This window comes from Glaciimonas sp. Gout2, assembly GCF_035018905.1.
In the GTDB taxonomy this organism is placed as follows: domain Bacteria; phylum Pseudomonadota; class Gammaproteobacteria; order Burkholderiales; family Burkholderiaceae_D; genus Glaciimonas.
In genome coordinates, this window is sequence record NZ_JASJXA010000022.1 from 41,601 (window position 1) to 58,273 (window position 16,673).

Annotated in this window: 11 protein-coding genes; 6 read left to right on the plus strand and 5 right to left on the minus strand. The window is 50.2% G+C overall.

Features of this window, described 5'->3' with window-relative positions; all coding sequences use genetic code 11:
* Positions 1-512: 512 nt before the first annotated feature.
* Together QN379_RS15155 and rhaI are read left to right on the plus strand one after the other, a co-directional pair.
* Positions 513-2,621: a bifunctional rhamnulose-1-phosphate aldolase/short-chain dehydrogenase gene (locus QN379_RS15155; RefSeq protein WP_322239075.1), complete on the plus strand. Its 2,109-nt coding sequence runs from the start codon at positions 513-515 to the stop codon at positions 2,619-2,621.
* Between the two features lie 102 nt (positions 2,622-2,723).
* Positions 2,724-4,019: an L-rhamnose catabolism isomerase gene (rhaI, locus tag QN379_RS15160; protein ID WP_322240686.1), complete on the plus strand. Its 1,296-nt coding sequence runs from the start codon at positions 2,724-2,726 to the stop codon at positions 4,017-4,019.
* Between the two features lie 134 nt (positions 4,020-4,153).
* On the opposite strand, the gene QN379_RS15165 is transcribed toward rhaI, so the two are convergent.
* Both QN379_RS15165 and QN379_RS15170 read right to left on the minus strand, forming a co-directional pair.
* A complete protein-coding gene (locus QN379_RS15165) occupies positions 4,154-4,360 on the minus strand; it encodes a dodecin (RefSeq protein WP_322239077.1) in 207 nt (68 codons plus the stop codon).
* 257 nt (positions 4,361-4,617) lie between these two features.
* Positions 4,618-5,937: a sorbosone dehydrogenase family protein gene (locus tag QN379_RS15170; protein ID WP_322239079.1), complete on the minus strand. Its 1,320-nt coding sequence runs from the start codon at positions 5,935-5,937 to the stop codon at positions 4,618-4,620.
* 281 nt (positions 5,938-6,218) lie between these two features.
* On the opposite strand from QN379_RS15170, the gene QN379_RS15175 reads away from it, so the two are divergent.
* Positions 6,219-6,656 carry a universal stress protein gene (locus tag QN379_RS15175; protein WP_322239081.1) on the plus strand — a complete coding sequence of 146 codons (438 nt, stop codon included), beginning with the start codon at positions 6,219-6,221 and terminating at the stop codon, positions 6,654-6,656.
* Between the two features lie 219 nt (positions 6,657-6,875).
* On the opposite strand, the gene QN379_RS15180 is transcribed toward QN379_RS15175, so the two are convergent.
* The 3 genes from QN379_RS15180 to QN379_RS15190 all read right to left on the minus strand — a co-directional run bounded on the left by QN379_RS15180 (position 6,876) and on the right by QN379_RS15190 (position 8,738).
* The gene (locus QN379_RS15180; protein ID WP_322239082.1) at positions 6,876-7,862 is read right to left on the minus strand and encodes an LLM class flavin-dependent oxidoreductase; all 987 of its coding nucleotides are present in this window, start codon (positions 7,860-7,862) and stop codon (positions 6,876-6,878) included.
* A gap of 298 nt (positions 7,863-8,160) precedes the next feature.
* Positions 8,161-8,400 (minus strand): DUF1488 family protein, encoded by a 240-nt coding sequence (locus QN379_RS15185; protein ID WP_322239084.1) that lies wholly within the window; start codon positions 8,398-8,400, stop codon positions 8,161-8,163.
* A 107-nt stretch (positions 8,401-8,507) separates the two neighbouring features.
* Positions 8,508-8,738 (minus strand): hypothetical protein, encoded by a 231-nt coding sequence (locus tag QN379_RS15190; RefSeq protein WP_322239086.1) that lies wholly within the window; start codon positions 8,736-8,738, stop codon positions 8,508-8,510.
* Between the two features lie 433 nt (positions 8,739-9,171).
* Here QN379_RS15190 and QN379_RS15195 point away from each other — a divergent pair, with 433 nt between their 5' ends.
* The 3 genes from QN379_RS15195 to QN379_RS15205 all read left to right on the plus strand — a co-directional run bounded on the left by QN379_RS15195 (position 9,172) and on the right by QN379_RS15205 (position 16,649).
* Positions 9,172-9,984 carry a MipA/OmpV family protein gene (locus tag QN379_RS15195; RefSeq protein ID WP_322239088.1) on the plus strand — a complete coding sequence of 271 codons (813 nt, stop codon included), beginning with the start codon at positions 9,172-9,174 and terminating at the stop codon, positions 9,982-9,984.
* A 189-nt stretch (positions 9,985-10,173) separates the two neighbouring features.
* Positions 10,174-11,583, plus strand: coding sequence for an NADP-dependent phosphogluconate dehydrogenase (gndA, locus tag QN379_RS15200; protein WP_322239089.1), 1,410 nt, complete (start codon positions 10,174-10,176; stop codon positions 11,581-11,583).
* Positions 11,584-11,765: 182 nt separating this feature from the next.
* The gene (locus QN379_RS15205; RefSeq protein ID WP_416186884.1) at positions 11,766-16,649 is read left to right on the plus strand and encodes an NAD-glutamate dehydrogenase; all 4,884 of its coding nucleotides are present in this window, start codon (positions 11,766-11,768) and stop codon (positions 16,647-16,649) included.
* The last annotated feature ends 24 nt before the right edge of the window (positions 16,650-16,673 follow it).

Here is a 16,673-nt window from a genome sequence, read left to right on the forward strand (position 1 = left end):
CAACTTATTCACCACTTTGTCTCCTGTTTGGACTCATCTCTTTTGATTGCTACATCAAGTTGCAATCAACAGGACGATCTCTTTGTCGGTAAAACAGACTAAGCATTTGAGAAATGTCTGTCAATCACCAATCAATCAACTCGATGATTATTTACACTTCAGTCAAACCATTGATTACATTCCCGACAACTTCATGCCAACATCAATCAACATCGTGATTAATTCAACTTCAATCACCATTTTGAGCGCCAAAAGATTGACAGTGATTAGTGCCTGCTTTCTACTAGTCGTCATTGCTCATCCCCTTTGCATTTTTAAAAAATCGATGTGATCAGAGCCTAATACATTAATAAATAGGCGTTACGCAGAACAGTCCCTTCAACGAGCTTGCGAACGCTGCCGACGCAGACAGTACGCGAGTACCAAGCCACGTTGGCGGCCAGGAAAGCACAACGTTGCTGGGGCGACTTTGCGTAACGCCTAAAGTAATAACAATAGATGATGGAGACTGTATGACTGAATTGATTGCCACCACGCCGCAAGGCCCGATCACCCCGATGTGGGATGATGCCACCGCTGCGACGCTCAGCGCGCCCGAACTCCTGTTATACCGCTCGAACCTGCTTGGTTCTGACATGCGCATTACCAACTTTGGCGGTGGCAATACCTCCGCCAAGATTGATATGACTGACCACCTTACCGGCGAGCAAGCCGAGGTTTTGTGGGTCAAAGGATCGGGCGGCGATTTGGGAAGTATCAAGCTGGACGGATTTTCCACACTCTATATGGACAAACTGCGTTCTCTCAAAAATCGTTATCGTGGCTTGGCGCTGGAAGATGAGATGGTCGCCTATTTGCCGCATTGCACCTTTAACCTGAATCCACGTGCGGCCAGTATCGATACGCCATTACATGCCTACATCGACAAAAAACATGTTGATCATATGCATCCGGATTCTGTGATTGCGATTGCCGCCTGTGCCAATAGCCGAGCACTGACTCTCAAAGTCTTCGAGGGTGATTTGGGTTGGTTGCCATGGCAGCGGCCCGGTTATGATCTCGGGCTAAAGCTAGAGGCGTTATCAAAAGAACAGCCGCACCTAAAAGGGATCGTTCTGGAAGGACATGGTTTATTTACGTGGGGCGATACATCTAAATCCTGCTACGAGATTACCTTAGCCATCATCAAACGCGCAGAAGACTGGTTGGCAGCCAACAGCAAACAACCGGCTTTTGGCGGTAGTAAGTTCACGCCACTTGTGGCCTCCGAACGTGCCGATCTGGCAGCGCGTCTGATGCCGCTTTTGCGCGGCAAGATTAGTCAGGATGAATATAAATTAGGCCATTTTGACGATAGCCGGACTGTGCTCGATTTTGTGTGTAGCACTGATTTGTTGCCGTTAGCAGCGCTCGGAACGTCATGCCCGGATCATTTTTTGCGCACCAAAATCCGCCCGTTTGTGGTCGATTTTGACCCAGTCAATCCCAATTTTGAGCGATTATTGGCTGGTCTGGACGATGCATTGTGCGCCTATCGTGCCGAATACCTCGCCTATTACGCCCGCTGCAAACGCGATAATAGTCCGGCAATACGCGATGCCAACCCAATCATTTATTTGATTCCTGGGGTTGGTATGCTGTCCTTCGCCAAAGACAAAGCCACAGCCCGCATCGCTGGGGAATTTTATGTCAATGCCATCAACGTCATGCGCGGCGCAAATGGGGTCGACACTTATGTCGGCTTGCCAGAGCAGGAAGCCTTCGATATCGAGTATTGGTTACTGGAAGAAGCCAAGCTGCAACGCATGCCCAAACCAAAAAGTCTCGCGGGACGCATTGCACTGGTCACGGGTGGTGGCGGCGGAATCGGTCAGGCGGTTGCGCGCCAGCTGTTACAAGAAGGCGCTTGCGTCATGCTGACCGATATCGATGCCGAGGCGCTGACACAAGCCGAACAAACACTGATCAAGGTCGCCGGACGCGATTACGTCGCTAGTATCTGCGCGAATATCACTAGCGAGCAAGATATTGATATCATCCTCAGCAGCACGGCGCTCCGCTTTGGCGGCATTGATCTGCTGATCTCTAACGCGGGAATCGCTTCATCCGCGCCGCTAGAAGACACTACGCTGGAAATGTGGGAGCGCAATCAATCGATTCTGGTGACAGGCTACTTTCTGGTTAGTCGCAGCGCTTTCCGCATGATGAAAGAACAAAAATTAGGCGGCAGCATGGTATTTGTCGCCAGCAAAAACGGCTTAGTGGCATCCGCTGGCGCATCGGCATATTGCACCGCCAAAGCAGGTGAAATCCATCTGGCGCGTTGTATTGCACTGGAAGGCGCTGCGCATGGTATCCGTGTCAATGTCGTCAATCCTGACGCCGTGATCCGTGGCTCGCGGATCTGGGATGGAAAATGGAAAGAAGAGCGTGCCGCCTCGAACAAAATTGAATCAGGCGATGTGGAAGAATTCTATCGACAACGCAGTATGCTTAAACGCAGCGTCCTACCCGAAGATATCGCCGAAGCAGTGTATTTTTTGGCCAGCGATAAATCGGCCAAGAGTACCGGCAACATCATTAACGTTGACGCGGGAAATGCGGCGGCGTTTACACGATAAGGTAATAAGGCGAATGCGCCCGAATCGCCAGCATATTAAATATACATAACCAGCAGCAGGCGCTAATAATTGTTGCCTCGGTGCTGAAAATCAGGAGACATGATGAATGCAATGATCGATACCGGCCGGATTGCCGAACACAATACCAACATACAAAATAATCTTCAAGCTGACTATGAAGCACTCGGTGGCATGCTGGCACGGCGCGGACAAGACATTGAAAAATTGACCGCATTAGCCCAAACTTTTGCAGTCGCGTTACCGAGTTGGGGCGTAGGCACCGGCGGTACGCGTTTCGCACGTTTTCCAGGAATTGGCGAGCCGCGAAACGTGTTCGAAAAGATGGAAGACTGCGCGGTGATCCATCAATTAACGCACGCTACACCGACTGTATCACTGCATTTTCCCTGGGATAAAACGACTGATCCTGCGGCTCTGCGAGAAATCGCAAGCGGATATGGCTTAGGTTTTGACACCGTTAATTCGAATACATTTCAGGATCAGGCCGGGCAAGCGCATTCGTACAAAAATGGCAGTCTGACAGCAAACAATCCTGCCGCACGCGCTCAAGCGATTGCACACAATATCGACTGCATTACGTTAGGGCGGGCCCTCGGTTCTAACGCGCTTACAGTCTGGATCGGTGATGGCGCAAACTTTCCCGGCCAGCACAATCTACGCGGCGCGCTCGAACGCTATCTGGATAGCATGCGCGAAATCTACAGCGCATTGCCATCCGACTGGTTGGTCTATATTGAGCACAAATTATTTGAACCGGCTTTCTACGCCACCACTATCGCCGATTGGGGTACTAGTTTTGCATGCGCGACCGAACTGGGACCGAAGGCAAAATGCCTTGTCGATCTGGGTCACCACGCGCCCAATACCAATATCGAAATGATCGTTGCCCGCCTTGCACAGTTTGGCAAATTGGGTGGTTTCCATTTTAACGATAGCAAATACGGCGATGACGATCTGGACTCGGGCAGCATCAATCCCTTCCAATTATTTTTGATCTTCAACGAGTTGGCGGATGTTGCGCAACGCGAGGGGGCATCGTTTAAACCATCGTATATGCTCGACCAGTCACACAACGTAACCGATCCGATTGAAAGTTTGATGAGCAGCGCCATTGAAGTACAGCGGGCGTTTATTCAATCTGCCATCGTTGACCGCACGGCGTTGCAGCATTATCAGGAGCAAAACGACGTACTCCAATCGGCACAAACCTTGAAACATGCATTCCGTACCGACGTCAGTCCTATTCTGGCAATGGCACGGTTCCGCTCGGGCGCGACAATCGACCCCATCGGCTGCTACCGTTCAACCGGATATCGCGCACAAAAAGGCCAACAACGACCACCGAAGGCAGGGATCAGTAGTAGCGGTATTATTTGAGGCTCTAGAATTCAATCCCGGCATCAGGTTCCCAGGTTCGCAACCCCGCAGCGCCTCTAATGTCCTGCCTCAGCGTATAAAACCAGGCGCGCGGTAACGTCCACGAGGAAAGCTAAAGGTCGGTCAACGGTTTGTTACTCTAACCTGAAGCCAACTTTGATCGTTACCTGATAATGAGAAATCTTGCCATCCACAATATGACCTCGGGTTTCAACGACTTCGAACCAGTCCATATGTTTAACCGTCAGCGCCGCCTTGGTAATCGCATCACGTATTGCATCATCGCTACCAGTTTTTGAGGTCCCGACCAACTCGACCAGTTTGTACGTATGGGTAGACATGGTAATTTCCTGTATTGACTATGGTTGAGTTGGGATATGACATTCGCTCGCATATCGCTTTAGCTTCCATCATAGTAGTCAAATGATTCATTTTCCATAAAAATCATAAAACTTAATAGTTCCTCAAACTTTCGCCGCGCCGATACTTCACCAGCCTTACTAGCAGACAGGCCTAACCATTTACTTCGCGCTCTTTATCCCATCCCTCTATTCGCTGAACAGCGTTCGCATCGCCACCTCTCAAACCAACCGGTCGGCTAACGACTGGGGGTAACCCGCCATACGACATTGCCAACGTCATCAGCGACCAAAAGCGCGCCCGTGCGGTCGACCGCCACGCCAACCGGGCGGCCCATCGCATCACCCTGCGCAGTTACAAAACCGGTAAGAACGTCTTCAGGTGGACCAGCAGGATTTCCGTCAATAAAGGGGACAAAAATCACTTTGTAACCGCTCCTGGGCTTGCGATTCCAAGAGCCGTGCTGGCCGATAAACGCTCCGCCAAAAAAATGCTTCGGCAATAAATTACCTTCATAGAAAGCAAGCCCAAGGCTGGCCGTATGCGCACCTAGCGCATAATCTGGCGCAATCGCTTTATCCACCATATCAGGCCGCGGCGGCTTCACTCTCGTATCCACATGCTGGCCATAATAACTATAAGGCCATCCATAAAAACCGCCGTCCTTCACCGAAGTCATATAGTCCGGCACCAGATCGCTGCCAAGTTCATCGCGTTCGTTGACCGCCGTCCACAGAGCACCACTGTGTGGTTGCCAAGCTAGACCATTCGGATTGCGTAAGCCCGAGGCGAAGATGCGCGAGCGACCTGTTTTGGCATCAACTTCCAGGATGGCGGCGCGGTTGACCTCGTTTTCAAGTCCGTTTTCGGCAACATTGCTATTCGAGCCAACCGTTACATATAGATGCGAACCATCCCGACTTGCGATCACGTTTTTTGTCCAGTGATGATTGATCGGCCCTCCGGGTAAATCAATCACTTTTACACCTGGCACCGTAATTTGTGTTTCGCCAGTGCGATAGGGAAAGCGCCATAGGGCATCAGTCGTAGCAACATACAAATCGGTGCCAACCAATGTCATGCCAAAGGGAGAATTCAATCCTTGCAGGAACACCGTTTTTGTGGCGACCACGCCGTCGCCATTTGTATCGCGCAACAGGGTGATGCGATTAGCGCTCGGTACGCCAGCACCTGCCCGTTTCATGACAAGCCTCATGATCCAACCCTTAATACCTTTGCTATCGTCGGGCTTGGGCGGAGCGTTGGTTTCTGCCACCAGCACATCACCATTGGGGAGTACATACAACCAACGCGGATGATCAAGGCCGGTGGCAAGTGCTTTCACTGCAAGGCCAGCGCCGGCCTGCGGTACTAGGCCAGCAGGCCAACCCGTAGCTGGCGCTATATTGACGGTGGGCAATAGCGTCACATGCGGTGCCGGGATTGTCGGATGTGGCCCCATATCCGCCTGTTCCGGCAATGTCGCCACCTCGCCACAAGCGCTAAGATGCATGACTAAAACACAAATGGTCGAGGGTGCAATAAAAGGATAGCGCATGTAAAGTCTCCAGGTATCTGTAGATTCTATCAAAAAATATTTTACTGCAAGGTTTGCATGTATGCGGTCAGTATTTCGATGAAAAACGCGATAAACCTGTAAGACAGGACCTGATGTACAAGGAGAGCGAGGAGGTCTATATCGATCCGGCTCTTTGTTCCGCCTGCATTACTACGCCAAACGGTCATAAAAACGTTATAACCTGGACCCGATAAAGAGCGCACAATAAGGACCATGACTTAGTTGCAATAATGCTGAAATCTCATCTGTTGGAGGCGTTTATGTTCAATAAAATCCTGGTCACTTACAACGGCACGCCAGACAGTCGCTCGGCCTTATACGAATGTATTCAACTCCATCCGCCTGCTTCGACTGAAGTCCATTTGCTGGCCGTCATCGAACTGTCGGCGCATGGAATGGCGGGAGGTTATTGCCCGGAAGTGGCTTTTGCAAACAGGACTCAGGTCATTAAAGAAGAATTGGAAGCGGGTAAAGCATTAATGGTCGCCGCTGGACTGCGTGTGGCAACTCACCTTCAGACTGGCGAACCGATTGATGTGATCGGCTCAATGGCAGAAGCGTTAAAAGTCGATCTTGTGATCGTCGGGCACTCTCGCCGCAAAGCGTTTTCCGCCCGTTGGTGGCGCGGATCGACGGATGCTTTGCTCGTCGAACGGGTCAAATGCAACGTGTTAGTGGCTGTTCAAAGCGCCCTATAAAACCCTAAAGCACATTTTTATTTTTATTTTAAAATTAGGTTGTGACGCTCGAATGACTTAGCTTTAAGTTAGAGCAATAAACCCGAAACACTAAAGCCAAATCATAAGGCTTATTTTTTCTTTCAGCGATACCATCATGGACCATCGCTGTGCGTCTCAAACGTCGGTTAACGTCCACTTCAACCCACTAGGTGAATGAACTTATCCTTTGCCTTAACTTTAGGCGCCGCGCGCTATATCTGCAATGATTTCATATGACCGAAGCCGTGCGGCATGATCGAAAACGTCCGAGACGATCATCAATTCGTCCGCACCAGTCATTGAAATTAACCTTTCCAACCCTTCGCGTACAGTCTGTTTCGAGCCGACAACCGAAAAAGCCAGCATATGCGATGCTTGCGCTTTCTCTGCACCTGACCAATAAGTCTCAATATCATCGATTGGTGGCTTGCTCAAACCTCGGGCACCGCGAAACATGTCGGTAAAAGACATTTGTTGCGTCGTCGCCAGACGCTGCGCTTCGGCGTCGGTCTCGGCGGCAATAATATTGATACCCACCATCGCATGCGGCGATGCCTGTTGAGCAGACGCATGAAATTGCGCCCGATAAGCTTGGAGCGCGGCCTCAAGTGAATCCGGCGCAAAATGCGATGCGAATGCATATGGCAAACCCAGTTTGGCAGCAAGTCTGGCACCAAATGTGCTCGATCCCAAAATCCAGAGAGGCACTTCTGTGCCTACGCCTGGTACCGCGACAATGCGTTGGCCCGGTTCAGCTGGCGCGAGAAAAGCCTGAAGTTCGAGTACATCCTGCGGGAATTCTTCAGCGCTCGCAGAATCGCGGCGCAGCGCACGCGTAGTAATCTGATCAGTGCCCGGCGCCCTTCCCAGTCCCAGATCAATGCGCCCCGGAAATAATGATGCAAGCGTTCCAAACTGTTCGGCAATAAGGAGTGGAGCGTGGTTTGGTAGCATGACGCCACCAGCGCCCACGCGAATCGTGCTGGTTCCAGCGGCAACGTGCGCAATCGCGACAGCTGTTGCAGCACTGGCAATACCAATCATATTGTGATGTTCGGCCATCCAAAATCGGCGGTAGCCCCAACCTTCAGCGTGGCGTGCGAGATCTCGCGCATTGTCGAGCGCGGTGCGGGCGGTGCTACCTTGCGTAATACGGACCAAATCGAGGATCGAAATGGGGATCATGGGTGTGTCCTTATCTAACTGCTTATGCGGTCTTTGAGTATAACCTTTCTGCCGATTTTGATTTGGCGGAGGCCAGTCTTATGGGCTGATAGCGCGGCAGATCAAGTCAGCGCTTACACTTAAAAAAGAGGTTGGTTCAAAACACTTACAAAAGTGTCATGCGACATCGCTCGAGTAATGGAATTGGGTAAAGAATGACGTCCACGCCGCTTTCAACCTGTGATATCCGCGCTATTTGCGTCTGATGTTCTAGCGCGAGGACATCCATTGAGGATTAGGCTGAAGTTGCGCTCCTCCCTTAAAAACTCGATGCCGTCAAAATTACTTCATCGACGCCCATTTCAAGCTCTTTAAGGGCTACCGCTCGAATTAAGGGTTTGTTATCCAAAAAGGCGCTGACCAATTGGTCTCGAGTGAGACTACTTGCCGGATTTTTTGTTAAATGCCGTAACGCCTCGGCTAGCACCGTACATGTCACTGTTCCTCCCTCAAATGGCACAGCGAACGTAATCTCGGTATTTTTTCCATTAACTAGCATATAGCCCGCTTCTTGAAAAATTTCTATTCACTCATCAAAAGCAACCTGAATTATGGATTCGATCGCCTGAACGCATACAAGACAAATACAACTATCGTATTTAAATATTAAGTGAACGTAGAGAGGTCAAGTTGGATGTCCGCTTTAGCGTTTTCGAGGGCTGCATGGTTTGCAGTGCCGTGAGTGGGCAGTCCTTCCGCAATATTTGCCCGAGTCCACGATATTTTTGTTTCACCATCTTTACTGATTGAATATTCAGCTGCCCAAACGTCACCAATAGGCACAGCACGCGTATGTATCTCATAACCTTCGTAGTTAGTGGTTGTAATGGCGCTCATATCGCTCTCCTTAAAAGAAAAATACACTCGTTTGTATTTTTTTAGATAACGTAGTTATCAAACAATTATTTTCAACAGTATTTACTATTACCATAAGGAGAATACTCGCAATACGCAAAGCCTCTCAAACTAGTGTCAATTATGGATTCCCTTAGAATAAGGCCTGCCAAAAGAAAACATCTTTCAATAAATTTTAATTGGGACTTGCCCAAATCCATTCCGAATATTCAACAATAAAGAGAATCAAACCTAGTCTAAACACGTTTGAGATGTAACAATATAGGGCTGTTTTATTTCATTTTGAAGAGGGCTGGATCCGCTTTTTTATGAATCTAGCTTATTGGCAGAGACAGGATTACCGGCGCACTGTGAACGGCTGGCGCCAGGCAAAATGCGGGTTTCATCGTCAAGCATGACTAAACTACGGAAAAGTATGAAAGAAAACGGCCAGAGCAAAGCCATACTGGGCGCCATCCTAGGAGGAATAACAGGATTGGTTTTAATTTCAAGCGCGGTTGCACAAGACTCGACCACGTCTGATGTTGATGAGTTTCCTCAGCGCATAATGGGTGATTTAGGCGTAGGTGTGTACGAGGCACCCAGCGAAATACACGGAGAAATACGTGGTAAACGTAGTTCAACCCTGATATTGCCGTACGCCTATCTTGACTATGGCCGGTTATTTGCGCGGGTCGATACCTTCGGCATAAAAACGGTCAAAATGGGGTATGGCTATCTGGAACTCACTGGTCGTGTCAGTTTTGATGGTTTTAAAACTTCCAACTCAACGCTAAGAGGTTTGACCGAACGCAAAAATGGGATTCCCTTAGGTATTGGCACTTTTCAGGAAACTCCGGTTGGTGCGTTCTTTCTGAACGCTTTTTACGACGTCAACAAATCGCATGGCACGTTGCTGGAAGCCATCTATGCAGGTGAAATAAAGGCTGGCCCGGTTAACTTTTACCCACAAATCGGTGCTGAATATCGCAGTGCAAATTTCGTTAATTATTACTACGGCATTACACCAGCCGAATCTGCCGCTAATAAACGTTACGCTGCCTATCAAGGCAAAGGCACAACAAATCCACTCGTGGCACTACAGGTCGAAATTCCTATTAATGCAACCTGGGTTGTCAACGTATACGGGCGCTATAAGTGGCTCGGCAATGGCATCACCAACAGTCCCATCGTCGACAAGAGGACGGCTCAAAGTTACTTTGTATCACTAGCTTATCGATTTAAGTAATTGCAAAATATAAAGGCAACTTAATCGCGTAGTTTTAAAACGCACAAGGCGGTTTATCAGATCGCATTCCTTTAGATAGGTTGACGAAAGCGGCACTCCGCTTAAGTCAGCTATCATCAATAGTAGAAAGTAAGCCTCTATTTTTAAAGCTCCCTTTCAACATTAGCAGTCTTTTTTTGGAGAACGATCATGACTAAGCAAATAATTGGTGTAATTGGATTGGCCGTAATGGGTCGTAATCTTGCACTAAATATTGAAAGCCGAGGCCATTCGGTCTCCGTCTATAACCGTAGTGCTGAAAAAACTGATTCGCTGGTCGCAGAATTTCCAGACCGCAATCTTGTTGCAACGTATTCTCTCAAAGAGTTCATCGATTCGCTCGAGAAGCCGCGCCGCGTCCTGTTAATGGTCAAAGCCGGTTCGGCGACTGATGAGACGATTGCTGCCGTCAAGCCGTTATTGGATAACGGCGACATCCTGATCGATGGTGGGAACACGCATTTTACCGATACCATTCGGCGCAACGACGATCTGGCCAAATCGGGTATTCACTTTATTGGCACCGGCGTATCCGGTGGCGAGGAAGGTGCGCTTAAAGGCCCCGCCATTATGCCGGGCGGGCAGCGCGAAGCTTACGATCTGGTCGCACCGATACTGACCGAAATCGCTGCCAAAGCGGCGGACGGCGTGCCCTGCGTAGGCTATATCGGCCCCAATGGCGCCGGACATTTTGTGAAGATGGTCCACAATGGGATTGAGTATGGCGACATGCAACTCATCGCAGAAAGTTACGCGGTCTTAAAAAACGTCATTGGCCTATCGAATCAAGAGCTAAGCCAGGTATATTCAGACTGGAACAAGGGTGAACTCAATAGTTACCTGATAGAAATCACTTCCCAGATTTTTGCAAAAAAAGACACCGATACCGATAAAGATTTGGTAGACGTCATCCTGGATCGGGCTGCACAAAAAGGCACCGGAAAATGGACCAGCCAAAATGCGCTGGATTTAGGCGCGCCGCTACCTCTTATCACTGAAGCAGTTTTTGCGCGCGTCTTATCGTCGCTCAAAGACGAACGAGTAGCAGCAAGCAAAAAACTGTCAGGACCGCTGCAACAAACCTATAACGGTGATCGCAAAGCACTGATTGACGCTGTGCAACGTGCGCTGTATTTCAGCAAAATCATTTCATACGCACAGGGCTTTGCACAGTTGCGTGCAGCATCGAATGAATACAAATGGGATCTGGACTACGGGAACATCGCTAAAATTTTCCGTGCCGGTTGCATCATCCGCGCCAGTTTTTTGCAAAAAATTATGGAGGCGTACGCTACTAACAAACAGTTGGCTAATCTGCTGCTGGATGACTACTTTTCCGAGATCGCAGAAAAATACCAATCCGCACTGCGCGAGGTTGTGATCGCTGCACTCAACGCTGGTGTGCCGGTCCCCGCGTTCTCGTCCGCGATTGCTTATTTTGATGCGTATCGAACCGAACGGCTTCCGGCCAATCTAATTCAGGCACAACGCGACTTTTTTGGCGCGCACACGTTCGAGCGGATTGATAAAAAGGGCAGCTTTCACGCTAGTTGGCCTTAATACACAAGAACGCACCAACGGTGACCTGTCGTCTCTTTATTTTTATTTGGTTTGTTTGCAATCGGCACAACTATGATTTAACTCATCGAACAAAACCTGTTTTCGGCCCATTAATCTGGCGCATTAATGTGCACCTTAATGCGCCTGTACAGGTTAAATAACGAAAGAAATGTATGCCAGTGATAAAAAAAGCAGCGGAAGAAAAAAAACAGCAACAATTAACAGAAATGGTGAAGTTCGCACACGACAGACTTCCACCCGACGTTTTTGCTACGATGCAGCCCTTTATGGCAAATTACTATTCTCAAGTTGGTGAGGAACAGGTACAAAGTCGCAATATCAGTGATCTGTATGGTGCTGTAATGTCCCACTGGCAATTTGCACGACATTTTAAAACAGGCGCGCCCCGCGTGCGTATTTATAATCCCCAAATCGATGAGCACGGCTGGGAATCAGCCCATAGCGTCATCGAAATCGTCAACGACGACATGCCCTTTCTGGTGGACTCGGTAACCACCGAAATTAATCGCCTTGGACTCACGTTGCACGCTGCCATCCATCCGGTATTCCGTGTCTGGCGTGATGCTTCCGGCCAGGTCGAAAGAATTCAGGCTGCTACTGACATCAGCGCAAAAATCGATGAGCAACACAACGCACCAAAGCTGGAATCCTACATACATTTTGAGATTGACCGGTGTACCGAGCCTCATAAGCTTGAAGAAATTTTAACTGGCGTCAAAAAGGTACTAAGTGATGTACGGGCAGCAGTTGAAGATTGGCACGGCATGATGACCAGCGCCACGGCCGCAGTCACTGAACTAAATGATCAGCCCGGCAAGGATGACACGCAACAGGCCGAAATCGACGAAGGCCGCGCTTTTCTGGAATGGATGATCAATGATCACTTCACGTTTCTAGGCTGCCGCGATTATGAGCTAGTCATCAACGCTGGTGAAAATTATTTGCAGGCAGTTGCGGGCTCAGGTCTCGGAATATTGCGCGATTCACTGCGGGATACCACGCGGTCGTCGGATAGCGCTGACATGACTAAATTACCAAGCGGCGCGCAAGCGATTATCGACTCTCCTTCCCCTGTTTTTATCACCAAAGCTGATTCTCGCGCTACCGTGCATCGCCCCGGCTATCTGGATTACGTCGGTGTCAAACGGTACGATACTGGAGGCAAAGTGATCGGCGAACGGCGCTTTGTCGGCCTTTATACCTCAACCGCGTACATGGTTACTACTAGCGATATCCCGATCATACGGCGCAAGGTGGCGAAGGTGCGGGAGCGTGCAAGCTTTGTACCAAAGGGGCATCTGGCAAAAACGCTTACGACTATACTTGAACAATATCCACGCGACGAATTGTTTCAAGTTGATGAAGACAATTTGTACGATACCGCCATAGGTATTCTCCGGCTTGAAGAGCGCCAGCGCACACGCCTATTTGTACGCCGCGACGCATTCGGCCGTTACGTATCCTGCTTGGTGTACGTGCCGCGTGACAAATTCAATACAGAACTACGCGTCCGTATCCAAACTTTATTGCTCGACGCATTCAATGGCTTGAGTATCGAATTCACTCCATTGTTGTCCGATTCCGTATTGGCACGTATCCAGTTCACAGTGCGTACCGAAGCTGGTACGGTAACTAATACTGATATTAGCGAACTTGAAACCAAGATTGTGCAAGCCACACGCCGCTGGCAGGACGATCTAGCCGATGCATTGCTGGAAAACCGTGGTGAGGAACATGGCAACCGATTATTGCGCCGTTATGCGGCTTCATTTCCGGCTGGCTTCCGTGAGGATTATGCAGCGCGTGCCACAGTGCGAGATATCGAATTAATGGAACTGGCACAACAGCGGGCCGGACTGGCGATGAATCTATATCGCCCTATCGAAGCTGCTGCTTCGTCCTTACGCCTGAAGATATACCACTCCGGCAAACCAATCGCCCTCTCGCAGAGCTTACCGATGCTGGAACATATGGGTGTTAAGGTGCAGGAAGAACGCCCTTATCGGATTGAAGTGCAAGATGCGGCTCCCGTATGGATTCATGATTTTGGTATGCAAACTGCAGATGGCGGGGAGGTCGAGATCGACCGCATCAAAGACATATTTGAAGATGCATTCGCCCATGTATGGAATGGCGAAGCCGATAATGACGACCTGAACCGACTGGTATTCGGCGCCCAACTCAATTGGCGCGAAGTGACGATATTACGTGCTTACGCACGCTATTTACGTCAGGTCGGCTCAACCTTTAGCAATGCGTACATCGAACAAGCTTTGACCGGCAATCCGTCGATTGCCCGCAAATTGGTAGAGCTGTTTATCGCGCGCTTCGATCCCGCAGCTAACATTAAGGGTGGTCGCCCTGACCAAGTCCGCATAGATACCCTTTTGCAGCAGACCGAAGAGGCGATGGATCAGGTTCCTAACCTGGATGAAGACCGCATTCTAAGACAATTTTTAGGGGTCATTCAAGCGACGTTACGCACCAATTATTTTCAGCGCGACGTCAATGGTAAACCGAAACCATACTTATCATTCAAGTTCGACCCAGCCAAGGTCCCGGGACTACCGGCTCCGAAGCCGATGTTCGAAATTTGGGTCTATTCGCCGCGTTTCGAGGGCGTCCATTTAAGAGGTGGCAAAGTGGCCCGCGGTGGATTGCGCTGGTCGGATCGACGCGAAGACTTCAGGACCGAAGTATTGGGACTGGTGAAAGCGCAAATGGTGAAGAACGCGGTCATTGTGCCAGTTGGATCAAAAGGTGGGTTCGTACTGAAAAATGCGCCGCCAGCCTCGGACCGCGAAGCCTATTTAAAAGAAGGTATCGCCTGCTATCAGAATTTTTTACGCGGCTTGCTTGATCTGACCGATAATTTAGTTGGTGGCAAAGTCGTACCACCCACGGACGTCGTACGGTATGACGCGGATGATCCTTATCTGGTCGTTGCCGCAGATAAAGGCACGGCGACTTTTTCCGATTTCGCCAATGCTATTTCTGCCGAATATGGATTCTGGCTCACTGACGCGTTTGCCTCCGGCGGCTCCGTGGGTTACGACCATAAAAAAATGGGCATTACGGCCCGCGGTGCGTGGGAAGCGGTCAAACGCCACTTCCGCGAAATTGGTGTCAACACGCAAGAACAGGATTTTACTGTTGCCGGGATCGGGGATATGTCGGGGGATGTGTTTGGTAACGGAATGCTGTTATCCAATCACATTAAACTCGTGGCTGCTTTCGATCATCGTCATATATTTCTCGACCCTAACCCGGATACTGCTGCAAGCTTTGCCGAACGCGCACGCTTATTCGTCTTGCCGCGCTCCAGTTGGGCAGACTATGATGCCAAATTGCTGTCCGTCGGCGGGGGCATTTATCCCCGGTCGTTGAAGACCGTTCCGCTCTCGCCGGAAGTCCGCGCTGCACTTGGGGTTACCGCTACCGAGTTGGCACCTACCGATTTAATACATGCCATTCTGGTCGCTCCGGTAGACATGCTGTACAACGGCGGTATCGGCACTTATGTCAAAGCCGGTTACGAATCCCACGCACAGGTCGGTGATCGTGCCAATGACGCCATCAGGGTTAACGGCGCGCAACTACAATGCAAAGTGGTGGCTGAGGGCGGCAACTTGGGACTAACCCAATTCGGGCGCATCGAATTCGCCCAAAAAGGTGGACGGATCTGCACCGATGCCATCGACAATTCCGCTGGTGTTGATTGCTCAGACCATGAAGTCAATATCAAGATTTTGCTGGGACTAGTGGTGACCGAAGGCGAGATGACCGAGAAGCAACGCAACAAATTGCTCGCCGAGATGACCGACGAGGTGGGCAAACAGGTGTTGACCGACAACTACTACCAAACCCAGGCCCTGTCTGTCGCCGGTCGTTGCGCCGCATCACTACTTGAACCGGAAGCACGTCTGATCCGTTATCTTGAGCGCGCAGGACGACTTGACCGTACGGTCGAATTTTTACCCTCGGAGGAGGCTATCGCCGAGCGCAAGACTGCCAAGCAAGGACTAACCACGCCTGAACGTGCTGTGCTGATGGCCTACAACAAAATGTGGTTGTACGAAACCACGCTGGCCTCGGATTTACTGGATGATCAGTTTATTAGTCGCGCACTGGCACAATACTTTCCGCAACCATTGCGCGAACGTTATCCTGACGTGATGTCGCGTCATCCGCTGGCACGCGAAATCATTGCGACTTACGTGGTGAATACGTTCACCAACCGGGTCGGGACCACTTTTGTGCATCAACTTAGCGAGGAAAGTGGCGCCAGTCCAACCGATGTGATCAGAGCCTCCATCATCGCGCGCGACGTTTTTGGTTTCGAGGACATCTGGAGCGATATCGACGCACTGGACAATGTCGTACCCGACGCGCTGCAAGCTCAAATGTTTATTGCGGTCGGCCGCCTTATCGAGCAAGCCAGCTTCTGGTTCTTGCATCGTCATGCCACCGCAGAGACGATTGAAGCCATGGTCGCCCGTTTCCGCCCTGCCGCGGATCAGCTTGGCCCTATATTGGTTTCATTGCTGACAGCCACAGATGCAGAAGCGCTAAAAGCGAAACAAGCGGCATTGATGCAAGCAGGCGTATCGGAAACGCTGGCGCGGCGCGTAGCAAGTGCTGAGCTGATCGGTGCCGTACTCGATATAGCAGAAGTGGCTACCGTGACGGGTCGTAGTCTGGAGCTTGTGGCGCAAGTTTATTTCGCCCTCGACCTCAATCTTAACTTCGGATGGATGCGAGAGCGTGCGGCCACACTACCGGTCGATACGCATTGGCAGACACTTGCCCGCACCGCTTTGCAAAGTGATTTAACCACGCTGCAACGCGCCCTGACGGCAAATGTTATCCAACTCTCGCCTACTCTCGACCAATCCCCGGAAATGGTCGAAGTCTGGCAATCTGCCAATCGTCCACAATTAGAGCGCTACCGTCGCCTGTTGATCGATTTTCAGTTGGGGGGAAATGTCGATTTGGCGATGCTTTCTGTAGCAGCGCGCGAGATGCGAGCGATAGAAACGAAATAAGGCTGTCCACAAAAAAACAAAGAC

Excerpts from the sequence above, each read along its gene's own strand:
- QN379_RS15155 (WP_322239075.1), top strand. The coding sequence starts at position 513 with ATGACTGAATTGATTGCCACCACGCCGCAAGGCCCGATCACCCCGATG.
- rhaI (WP_322240686.1), top strand. The coding sequence starts at position 2,724 with ATGAATGCAATGATCGATACCGGCCGGATTGCCGAACACAATACCAAC.
- QN379_RS15165 (WP_322239077.1), bottom strand. The coding sequence starts at position 4,360 with ATGTCTACCCATACGTACAAACTGGTCGAGTTGGTCGGGACCTCAAAA.
- QN379_RS15170 (WP_322239079.1), bottom strand. The coding sequence starts at position 5,937 with ATGCGCTATCCTTTTATTGCACCCTCGACCATTTGTGTTTTAGTCATG.
- QN379_RS15175 (WP_322239081.1), top strand. The coding sequence starts at position 6,219 with ATGTTCAATAAAATCCTGGTCACTTACAACGGCACGCCAGACAGTCGC.
- QN379_RS15180 (WP_322239082.1), bottom strand. The coding sequence starts at position 7,862 with ATGATCCCCATTTCGATCCTCGATTTGGTCCGTATTACGCAAGGTAGC.
- QN379_RS15185 (WP_322239084.1), bottom strand. The coding sequence starts at position 8,400 with ATGCTAGTTAATGGAAAAAATACCGAGATTACGTTCGCTGTGCCATTT.
- QN379_RS15190 (WP_322239086.1), bottom strand. The coding sequence starts at position 8,738 with ATGAGCGCCATTACAACCACTAACTACGAAGGTTATGAGATACATACG.
- QN379_RS15195 (WP_322239088.1), top strand. The coding sequence starts at position 9,172 with ATGAAAGAAAACGGCCAGAGCAAAGCCATACTGGGCGCCATCCTAGGA.
- gndA (WP_322239089.1), top strand. The coding sequence starts at position 10,174 with ATGACTAAGCAAATAATTGGTGTAATTGGATTGGCCGTAATGGGTCGT.